Origin of the sequence: Lacticaseibacillus songhuajiangensis, from assembly GCF_003946025.1 — a bacterium.
Taxonomy (GTDB): domain Bacteria; phylum Bacillota; class Bacilli; order Lactobacillales; family Lactobacillaceae; genus Lacticaseibacillus; species Lacticaseibacillus songhuajiangensis.
In genome coordinates, this window is the sequence record NZ_RHNR01000062.1 from 1 (window position 1) to 10226 (window position 10226).

10 protein-coding genes are annotated in these 10226 nt (G+C 53.2%); 5 read left to right on the forward strand and 5 right to left on the reverse strand.

The features are described 5' to 3' along the window. Window positions 1-322: 322 nt before the first annotated feature. Window positions 323-964 carry an SDR family oxidoreductase gene (locus EKM97_RS11085; RefSeq protein WP_125572475.1) on the forward strand — a complete coding sequence of 214 codons (642 nt, stop codon included), beginning with the start codon at window positions 323-325 and terminating at the stop codon, window positions 962-964. 63 nt (window positions 965-1027) lie between these two features. Here the strand turns inward: EKM97_RS11085 and EKM97_RS11090 are convergent, their stop codons facing one another. The 4 genes from EKM97_RS11090 to EKM97_RS11105 form a co-directional block, all read right to left on the reverse strand. Next, on the reverse strand, window positions 1028-1378 hold the full coding sequence (locus EKM97_RS11090; RefSeq protein WP_125572476.1) for a hypothetical protein: 351 nt from the start codon (window positions 1376-1378) through the stop codon (window positions 1028-1030). 17 nt (window positions 1379-1395) lie between these two features. Then, the gene (locus tag EKM97_RS11095) at window positions 1396-2640 is read right to left on the reverse strand and encodes a Y-family DNA polymerase (RefSeq protein WP_125572484.1); all 1245 of its coding nucleotides are present in this window, start codon (window positions 2638-2640) and stop codon (window positions 1396-1398) included. A 796-nt stretch (window positions 2641-3436) separates the two neighbouring features. Beyond that, the gene (locus EKM97_RS11100) at window positions 3437-3865 is read right to left on the reverse strand and encodes a hypothetical protein (RefSeq protein WP_125572477.1); all 429 of its coding nucleotides are present in this window, start codon (window positions 3863-3865) and stop codon (window positions 3437-3439) included. Window positions 3866-3872: 7 nt separating this feature from the next. Further along, on the reverse strand, window positions 3873-4097 hold the full coding sequence (locus tag EKM97_RS11105) for a hypothetical protein (protein WP_125572478.1): 225 nt from the start codon (window positions 4095-4097) through the stop codon (window positions 3873-3875). A 188-nt stretch (window positions 4098-4285) separates the two neighbouring features. Between EKM97_RS11105 and EKM97_RS11110 the strand changes: the two genes are divergently transcribed. The 4 genes from EKM97_RS11110 (at window position 4286) to EKM97_RS11125 (ending at window position 8174) form a co-directional block, all read left to right on the forward strand. Next, on the forward strand, window positions 4286-4744 hold the full coding sequence (locus EKM97_RS11110) for a PH domain-containing protein (RefSeq protein WP_125572479.1): 459 nt from the start codon (window positions 4286-4288) through the stop codon (window positions 4742-4744). Further along, window positions 4734-6185 (forward strand): PH domain-containing protein, encoded by a 1452-nt coding sequence (locus EKM97_RS11115; protein WP_125572480.1) that lies wholly within the window; start codon window positions 4734-4736, stop codon window positions 6183-6185. Before EKM97_RS11110 ends, EKM97_RS11115 begins: the two co-directional genes overlap by 11 nt. Before the next feature lie 423 nt (window positions 6186-6608). Further along, window positions 6609-7082, forward strand: coding sequence for an S-ribosylhomocysteine lyase (locus EKM97_RS11120; protein WP_125572481.1), 474 nt, complete (start codon window positions 6609-6611; stop codon window positions 7080-7082). A gap of 237 nt (window positions 7083-7319) precedes the next feature. Further along, complete coding sequence (locus tag EKM97_RS11125; RefSeq protein WP_125572482.1) at window positions 7320-8174, forward strand: MetQ/NlpA family ABC transporter substrate-binding protein; 855 nt, start codon at window positions 7320-7322, stop codon at window positions 8172-8174. Between the two features lie 839 nt (window positions 8175-9013). Here the strand turns inward: EKM97_RS11125 and EKM97_RS11130 are convergent. Then, window positions 9014-9661: a sugar O-acetyltransferase gene (locus EKM97_RS11130; RefSeq protein WP_125572483.1), complete on the reverse strand. Its 648-nt coding sequence runs from the start codon at window positions 9659-9661 to the stop codon at window positions 9014-9016. Window positions 9662-10226 lie beyond the last annotated feature (565 nt).

Consider the following 10226-nt stretch of genomic DNA (forward strand, 5'->3'; position numbering starts at 1 on the left):
TGGAACTAAACAGCACTGAGATTGGAACAAGGCTTGTGGGGCTAAGCGAACAATTTGCCTGATTCTTGAGCAGACCAGAGCCGCTCGTTCTCCTGATCCCACGATGAGTAGTTTTAGTTCCACTGGAGTTGCCGACCCACCGCCTAGCGGCGGTTTGAAAACAAACCCAAGCGTAAAGCGCACCCTTGCGGGCGCAGACTTACGCTGACGGACAGCGACAAGGTGGTTGTCCGTACTTGAACTTGCATCGGCGCTTATAATAAGTATGTAAATTGATAAGGAACCTGAATGAACAATAACTATCGCTGAGGAGGAAATATTGATGACTAATGTACTAATTCTTGGTGCGCACGGTCACATCGCAACCCTTGCCCGCCAGCAGCTCAAAGCTGATACCGACGCCCACCTGACCTTGTTCTTGCGCAACGCCAAGCGGATTAAAGACGCAGACTTGCATCGGGAAACCGTTGTGGATGGTGACGCCGCGAACGTTGACCAGCTGGTTGCCGCAATGAAGGATCAGGATGTTGTATACGCTAACCTCGCTGGTAAAAACATCGAGGACCAAGCGCGCAGCGTGGTTGATGCCATGCATAAGGCTGGTCTCAAGCGGTTAATTTGGATTTCCACTTTGGGGATTTACGACGAAGTGCCTGGCAAGTTTGGTCAGTGGAACCACGAGATGCTCGATGGCGGTTACCTCGAGCCTTACACGGCTGCGGCTAAGGTTATTGAAGGTTCTGACCTCGACTACACCATCATTCGGCCCGCATGGCTCAGCAACAAGGATATCGTGAAGTACGAACTGACAACACGCCACGAGGCTTTCAAGGGTACTGAGGTCTCACGTAAGAGTATTGCGGATTTGGTCACCAAGATTGTGGCTAAACCTGAGCAGTATGTCCGTGAATCACTCGGGGTTGACCAGCCGGGTACCGATGGCGATAAACCTTCGTTCTACTAGACTGAATGCAATTGGATAAAAGCGCAAAAGCAACGCTGCCGCATTTTGCGGGGCGCTGCTTTTTTAGTGCTCATTTTTGCCGTGGTAGGTGGTGCTAAAGGCGTGTCCGTGGCTGGCATCAAAGACGATGTCCGTTCCGGGGTGCACGAGGTGGTGGGTGTCGCGAAATTCGATGCTGAATTGGTAATGGTCGCGCAAGTCCTTGAGCACTTGGCCGTATTTAGCCTTATTGTGGTCAAATTCGACGAGGTCGTAGCTGTAATGCAGCTTGTCGGGATAGCGATAAGCCTGGAGAAAGAATGAGTAACAGTCATAGAAGTGGTTATCGACCACGAGGACGTGGTAGCGCCAGCGGTATTTGCGCTGAAAATAGCGATCGATATTGGCGAGCATAATTTTGGATTCACGAAGCAATTAGAAGGACCTCCTTTCTAGGCTTGATGGCCACCAACTAAACCTGAACGAGCGATGGCCGTGCCGCCATCTGTCTTGGAACTGGCGCGCACGAGGGCGCTGAAGCCAAAACGTTTGCGAATGCGGTCAATAGTCAGTTCTAACTGACTGATCTCGGCATGCTTGGTGGCGGGTTCAAATAAACTGATTTGCTCGGATAGTGGATGCTCGATGTGGCTGACGCGCACGCCGACCGAGCGCAGTACCTGCCCATTCCAATGTTCATTGAACAGGTACCAGGCGGCTCGCGTGATGTCATTGGTGCGGGAGGTTGGGTCAACCTGGGTTTGGGCGCCAAAACCGCGGGTACCGTCGGGGTCGGGTTCGCCGAAACCAATCGAGATGGAAACAACTGACCCCACAACGTTGTGCTTGCGCAGGCGGGCGCCCACCTGGTCACTAATTTCGGCGAGCACTGTTTCGCAGTCGCGCTTGAGGACGTAATCACGCATGAGCACTTGGGAATTGCCGAAACCGCGACTGCCTTCACGCGGGTGGTAGCGATGGGTAAGCCTTGAGTAATCAATGCCCCAGGCGTGAAAATACATGGCATCACCCAGCACCCCAAACCGCTTGTGTAATTTAGCCCGCGGCGTGTGTGCCAGGTCATAAAGGGAGTCGATGTTCATCCGCTGCAGCTTTGCTGCGGTGCGTGCGCCAATCGACCAAAAATCAGTGAGGGGACGAATGGACCAGAGTTTGGCGGGGACATCGCGGTAACTCCACGTTGCCTGCCAAGGGGCTTGGCGCTTGGCCTCATTGTCCAGCGCGAGTTTGGCTAGTAGCGGGTTGTCGCCAATGCCGATGGTGGTGATAATACCCGTCGTTTGAAACACTTCATCTTGAATGGCCGTCGCCATCTGCTGATTACTGCCAAACAGGTTGTGGGAGCCGGTGACATCGATGAACGATTCATCGATGGAGTAGACGTACCAGTGCTCATCGTCGGTGTAGCGGCGGTAGGTGCTGTTGATACGGTAGTTAATTTTGATGTAGTCCGCCATGTGGGGGGCAACAACTTGGATGTCCATATCGGGGCGCAGTTCGAACTTGCGGGTGCCCAGTTTGACGCCGTAGTTCGACTTGCAGAGCGGGGACGCCGCGAGAATCAGACCGCCAGCGGATTCTTCGCGCGAGAGCACCGCGTTCTTGGCGGCCAGCGGGTACTCAGCACGGCGCACCGCCTCGACGCTGGCGAAAAAGGATTTGCAGTCAATGCACATGAGATCGCGAACGGGCAAGCGTGTGGGGTCGGCGAAAGGTGTGTCGGGTGTCGAGTCCGGCAGGGGCCGTTTGGGGTCGACTCTAATGTCTTGCGGCGCTAACTGCTGCGAATGCCGTTGTTGCGGCTGCAAGTGGATGTGCATTTGCGCCGCGTAGTCATCGGCGTCGACGCGCCACCATTTCGTTGCGTTCAAATCGGCGGCGTGGCGGATATCGGCAACTGCTACCGTGCGGATTTGTTCATTGCGCTGCATCACGTTGACCTGCCCCGCTGCTAACCCCATAACGACACCCTCAATGGGTGGCAAATATTGATTGTTGTACAGCTCGTTCAGCTGCAAGGAGACGGCACTAGATTGTTCCCATGCGCGCTTGAGCAACACGTTGATTTCGCGTGCCGACATCGCGGGCAGGGGGTGATCCGGTTTATCAAAATGAGCTTCTTGCTCCAAATAGGCGCTGTGATCACTGAGCAGCCAGCCCATCCATTTGGCCATGCCCCGGTCGGGATAGAGCCAGTTACTGCGGTTAACATCCTGCAAATTAACGGCTGCACGCGGCATTTGAACCACCTCCTCGATTCATCACGGTTATAATACAAACATACGTTCGATTTTGCAACGGCTTTTGGTTGTACAGTACAAATTAATTACATGCAGTGAGTTTGGCTAGCTTGCAATATAAAGAAACATCAGTATAAAAATAACTGCAATAAAACATTTTACTAGCAAACGACGGGCAGACAAAAACACCCGCAAACAAGCTGCCCTGTTTGCGGGTGTTGCGATTGCTAATTTAGCGGTGAATGTCCTGCATGCGCGCATTTTCATCCGTGAACTGCGTCTGCTGCGCCACCGGATTCATCACCGGGTGCCGCAAGACGTGGTACAGACGGTGCGCGGCGTAGTTACGATTGGCGATGCTGCTCAGTGTGTGGCTGTCGTCATTACCAACGTTCTCTGTAATGCGCTGGTACATGTACTGAATGTCGCCTTCGATAGTTTTAAGGTGCTGGTACATTTTCCGTTTTTTGAACAGGGCGACTTGCGCTGCGGTGGCAGTCGGCAAGGTGGTGTAAACGTGGCCCGCGATGGTGCTGCTGCCAATATTTTGCACCTGCAACTGCACCAGGTTGAGTTGGTGCTGCATGCGGCTACCGTATGCCGTCATCTGGTCGGCGGCGTTATTGAAGTCGACCAGGGCATCGTTGTAGTTGGCATACATCGACTCGTCAGCGGCAAGCCGGGCGGCGCTGCACCGAAGCCTGAATTGTGGCAGTGGATTGGGTACTGATGCTGCCGGTGAATAGGGCAGCGCCGCAGATTAAGATGCCCGCCGTCATGAGCTCAAGGTAAAAGTTGCGCTGGCGGCTGGCATTCACGCGCAGCACCATCGCGATTCCGACGAGGGCCAGCGCCACCCCCAATACTGCAATCAAAATAAAACCAATTGGCACGGCGCTCCCCCCTTTGGCAACCACAAACGTGCACGAATTCTTAATAAGAATAAGGTCATTTACGGGGCAAGTCAAAGAAAAAATGCAAATAAGACGGCGCACCCAGTAGGGCTGTATTTAATTAGTGGCAACGTGCTGATTAACGGGTATAATGACAATCAACAAGGATGAGCTGGGGGAGATTGTTGATGGCTGAAATGGAAAAATTACCGGGCAAAATCAAGTGGGTGTGGGCGCTGAGTGCGATTGGCTCGCTACTAGTAGGACTAGTTGTGAGTGGCCTAATTGCGCTCTTCTTACCGCACTGGATGGCGCTAGTGGCGCTGGGGCTCACGCTGCTGAAAGTGGTGCTTGAACTGTTAGCGGTCCCGTATCGTTACCGGTTCTCGGGTTACCGAATTAGTGACCAGGCGGTGGAAATCAGTTCGGGCTGGTTGTTCAAAAAGCAACTGGCGATTCCCATTGCGCGAGTGCAGAATGTGACGCTGAAGGCCGGCCCGCTACTGCAAATGTACGGCCTGCAGCAAGTGGTCGTGGCGACCGCCGCCAGCAGTCACGACATTGAAGGACTCACGCCCGCAGCGGCCAAGCAGCTGCGGGACATCATTATGGCGCGGGCGCTGGAGGTAAAGGGCAATGAACTCTAAGCCAAAGCACATGCACCCACTGGCAATTGTGCAGCAATCGCTGGCCGTGGCCTGGGTGCCGTTCCTGAAGGCGGTCTTTCGCGGCGAGGACACACTTGTGCAGACAATCGGCACCGCGCTTTTGATCTGGCTCATCATGATTATCATCGTGGCGTTGCCCGCTTACTTCAGCACAACCTACCAGTTAACAGATGACGCACTCATTTTGCGGCGTGGTATCTTCAAACGGAGCGTCGTGCAGGTGAACTACGCCCGTATCCAGACGGTGCAGCACAAGCAGTGGTTCTTCCTGAAGCCTTTTGCGCTCACCAGCATTATGGTGGAAACTGCGGCGCACGCTGGGGATGAGCCGGAGGTGAAGCTGGACTGCGTGCCGGTCAGCCTGATTAGTGAGATTGAACGCCGGCAAGCCGCTTGGCGGCAAGCGGGTGACGCGAATGGACTGCTGAACGCGGATGAGGCCAAGTTTGCACGTGATACTGCCATGCCGCTTTGGCACGCCAGTCTAGATGACCGCGGCCTGTGGGCGTACGCACTGACGTCACTGAGTTTCTTACCCCTGTTTCTGATTGTGCTCGGGATATGGAAGCTTGCGGACAGCCTTGACGTGACGCACGGGTGGGTGGCACGCATCATTCACGCGGGACTGGCATTGCGCGGCTGGCCGCTACTCGCGACCTTGGTTGGCGGCTTGGTACTCGCTTTGCTGGTCGGTATTGGGCTCACCGTGCTGCGCTACTGGCATTACGATGCCAGCTTTGACGGCGCCCACCTCCGCGTCACAAAAGGCTTGCTGCAGCTGACGAACGCCAGTGCCGAAACCGAGCGCATCCAGCTGCTTAGTTATGAGCAAAATGTCCTGCGCCGTTGTTTGGGTAAGGGCACCACGCTTGCCATTTTGGCTGCGGGCGGCAGCGATGACGATGCCGATAGTAGCAGTTTAACGCTGCTGCCGCTGACTGCGCGTGCACAGGTGTGGCAACAGTTGCGGCCGCTCGCGAAGTGGTTGCCGGAGCAGATGCCCGCGCAGACGCATTTTACCACCGGCACCTTCGCGCTGGTGCGCAATGCGGTGTTGCTTAGTCTCTGTGTGATTGTTCCGGCGCTCATCTGGTTGCGCCCGCTGGGGTACGTGTTGCTGCTGTTACTATTGCTCGCCGTGAGTTTTGGTTTGTTTGCCGGCAAAACGCGAGCACTTGGCATTACGGATGACCTAGTTTACGTCAGCACTGGTGCTACTCTGGGGCGCACCGACCGTGTGTTCACTGCGGAACACGTGCAGTCACTCGCACTAAAGCAAAGCTGGTGGATGACCCGTAGCCATCTGGTGCACATTGTCTGGCATCTGCGCATGGGCAATGGTGATCTGGAAGTTGAGTTGCGCTACGTGCCGGAGCAAGTGGGGCGCGACGTGTACGCTTGGTACCAGGACCACCTATAGTGGCAAAATTAAAATGTCGCAATTAATGCTTGACTGTTTTCTCACTAAGCATTAATATAATCACATCAACAGCATGAGCTTTGCGGAGAAGAGAGCGTCGTTGTGGCCATCATTCAGAGAGTCCGGGTAGGTGCGAGCGGACAGACGGCTTAGACGTGAAAATGAACTCCTAACAGCAGGTTGCGGGTTAACGCTCGCAACCCGGCAGCGACCGTTACCACGCGTAGGCATCGTCAGGTGCCGGTAGAGGCAGGAGCTATTGCGAATACGTAGTTCTTGTAAACGAGGGTGGTACAGCGAATAGTCGCCCCTCAGACCAATTGTCGGTCTGGGGAGCGACTTTTTGTTTACCCGGACATTGCTAGGTGTTGTGGATGTTGCGTTACAATAAAGTTGACTAAATCACAAAGGAGCAGATTGATTATGGCAAAAGTTGAAAGTTTCACTCTGGATCACACAAAGGTTAAGGCACCATACGTCCGTTTGATTACCGTTGAAGAAGGTGCCAAGGGCGACAAGATCAGCAATTTTGACCTGCGCCTTGTCCAGCCTAACGAAAACGCCATCCCAACGGCCGGTCTGCACACGATTGAACACTTGCTGGCTGGTTTGCTGCGCGACCGCTTGAGTGGCGTGATTGACTGCTCACCATTTGGCTGCCGCACCGGTTTTCACCTCATCACCTGGGGCGAACACTCCACAACGGAAGTCGCCAAGGCGCTGAAGAGCTCCCTTGACGAGATTGCCAACAAGACCGAGTGGAAGGATGTTCAGGGCACGGATAAGTACAGCTGCGGGAACTACCGCGACCACAGCCCGTTTTCCGCTAAGGAATGGTGCAAGAAGATCCTTGAAGAAGGTATCTCCGACCAGCCATTTGAACGTCACGTCATCTAGTTAGGATGTGCTCAGGGGCGTCTAGAACCCGGGTGCAAGGTAGGGATGATATAAATCCCGAACTTAGGATTTGTGGCAGACCTGCCTTGCACGCAAGGGTTCTGCCCCTGAGCACGCGACTGCGCACTGTGTGTTACTGCATAAAGCAAAATAGTATTGCATAAAAGGCGTCTGGATACGCCAGACGCCTTTTGTGCACCCTAAAATCAGCATTTTCGAATACGGAGGACGAGCAAAATGAATAAATTGGGCAAAATTATCAGTTTAGCGGCACTCGCTGCCATCACGACTATCGGGCTGGCCGCGTGCGGCAATAAGGCCAGCTCCCAGAAGCTGACAACCGTGACGATTGGCGGGATTGGCTCCGATTACGAAACCTGGAAGCACATTGCGACCACACCGCAAGCCAAGAAATTGGGTCTCAAGCTCAACGTGAAGGAAATCAGCGTTGGCAAGCAGCTGAATGACGAAACGGCTAACGGCGACGTGGACGTCAATGCCTTCCAGTCTTACGCATATTTCTTGGCCTACAACAAGGAAACGAGCGGCAAGAAGCTGGCTGCACTGGGCACCACTTACTTGGAACCAGTGGGGATTTACTCTGATAAGTACAAGTCCATTAAGAAGCTGCCGAAGGGCGCAACTATCGGCATTTCCAGCAACCCAGCCAACGGTGCGCGCGAACTGCTTCTGCTCCAGAGTGCGGGGCTGATCAAGCTGAAGAAGGGCTTTGATACTTTTGGCACCAGCCGCGACATCGTCAGCAATCCGAAGAACATCAAAATTCAGGAGTTGAACGAAGACTCTGCCGCCCGTTACCTGAAGGATCTGGATGCGGTACTGATTTCGAATACGATTGCGCTGGAAGCTAAACTCAACGTACTGAAGGATTCCATCTACCACGAAAAGGCCGATGACAGTACGAAGGACAACATCAACATCCTGGCCACGACCAGCAAGCAGAAGAACAACAAGACTTACAAAAAGCTGGTCAAGCTGTACCACAACAAGGCAATTCAGAAGTGGATCAAGAACAAGTACGCCGGCACGAAGGTGGAAGTCACCAAGCCACTGAGCTACTTGGAAAAATAAGTGCAACAAAAAAGCTGACCAATGACGGTCAGCTTTTTTGTTGGCTGCGGAGTTAGCGGCCTCCGAAGTCATCACATTATGAGGAGTAGAAAATGAAGAAGAAGTTGTTGTTGTGTTTTGGGAGGAGGAGCGGTTTTCCTTGCCGCTCTTCTATGTTGATAACTATAATGGCTGCCTGTGAATTAAATCGACCAAAAATGTGAACAATTTGGGGTTAATCCTTTAAGCAATGCTAAAGTACACGGTGAGGCAAAGCGCAAAAAAAGCCGGGTATGAAGATGTACCCGACCTTTTAAGTAATCTGGAAGTTAGCGGCCTTCCAGATTGTCACATTTTGAGGAGTGGAAAATGAAGAAGAAGTTGTTCTTGTTGGCGCGGGGAAAGCACCTGCCTTTCACGTCCGGAAGTTAGCGGCCTTCCGAATCATCACATTGTGGGGGAGTAGAAAATGAAGAAGAAGTTTTATAGGGAGGAGAGGCGACTTGTTGCCGCTTCTCTATGTTGATAACTATAACGGCGGTGTATGAATTAAATCGGCCAGAAATGTGAATGATTCGCGCCGAATTACTTAAGTAAACGTTATGGCAACACAAAATGGCGCGCAAAAAAGGCAGGTCAGCTGACCTGCCTTTTTTGCTTGCTTCGGAGTTAGCGGCCTCCTAGGCAATCACATTATGAGGAGTAGAAAATGAAGAAGAAGTTGTTTTCTATTTTGGGAGGAGGAGCGGTTTTCCTTGCCGCTCTTCTATGTTGATAACTATAACGGCCGCGTGTGAATTAAATCAGCCAGAATTGTGAAGAAAATTAGGCGAATTACTTAAGCAAAAGTAATGCCGCTACTATTGATCCTGCTTTTCGTGATCCTGCTTTTCGCGGTCATGTCGGTATTCCGCCGCTTCTTTTTCCCAGTAGGCACGGTCATCGTCCGTAATTTTGCGCAGAACGCGGGCGGGGGTGCCAACTGCGATCACGCCGTCGGGGATGTCCTTAGTTACCACGGCGCCGGCGCCAATCACGACATTACTGCCGATGTTCACGCCAGGCAGCACGGTGACGTTGCCGCCCAGCCAGGTGTTGTCGCCGATGGTGATGGGCTTACTGAATTCAAGGAGCGAGATCCGCACGCCGGCATCAATGGGGTGCCCAGCAGTCAAGAGGTTCACGCGCGGCCCTATTTTGACGTTGTTACCAATCTTAATCCAGTTAGTATCAAGGAAAATGGCGTTCACGTTGCAGTAGAAGTTATCGCCAACGCTGATGTGTCGGCCGTAGTCGACTTCAAAAGGCGGTTGGATGAAGACATTGTTGCGACTCCCCTTAAACACTTGGTGCTCCAGCGCGATGATTTCGTCAACGTGGTCTGCTGGCAACTGGTTGATTTTTTGCACAAGCAGTTTGCCAGGAATTTCCCGGTTCGCGTCCTGGATGCGGTCAGTAACGTAAAGCTTGCCTGCGAGCATGCGGTCGTATTCGTGGTCTTCAGTCATGATATCAGTCCTTAGTATAGAAGAAATTAGTTTAAGCATAGCAGAAAGCGGTAGGCGCGGTTCATGCCACAAAAAAAGTCCCCAACCGAAGTCAGGGACTATGCACAGTCGCAAAGCGACCGGAACCATGGACTCCACAATCCAGAGGATTCACCAGCGCCCGCAAATCCGGCGGGTTATGCATACTGGCTGCTTCTTTCACACATTTGGCAGGTTTCACGCCGAAACGCTCCGCCCTGGCATGTGTTACTCGACTCATCGCATGGCACTAGTCTACCGCAGCACAGCGACTGCGTCAAACGCAGGTTGTCTCTGTCCGTCAGCGTAAGCGCTGAAAATACCATCCGCAAGGATGACTTCTATGAAAATCGACCGAAGGTCGGGCCTGGGGCAGATTAGCTTCGCGAACAGGGAACTCCGTTAGCGGGGACCGTTCCAGCCGGCCCTACGGTGTCCGTCTCACTACGCGCTAAAGCGCGAGGTCGACTGGCTGCGCCGTCTTCCACTGGGAATTTTGCCACAAGACCGGTGTCAAAATTCCGCTCCCGAGAAAAATGGCGGTGTA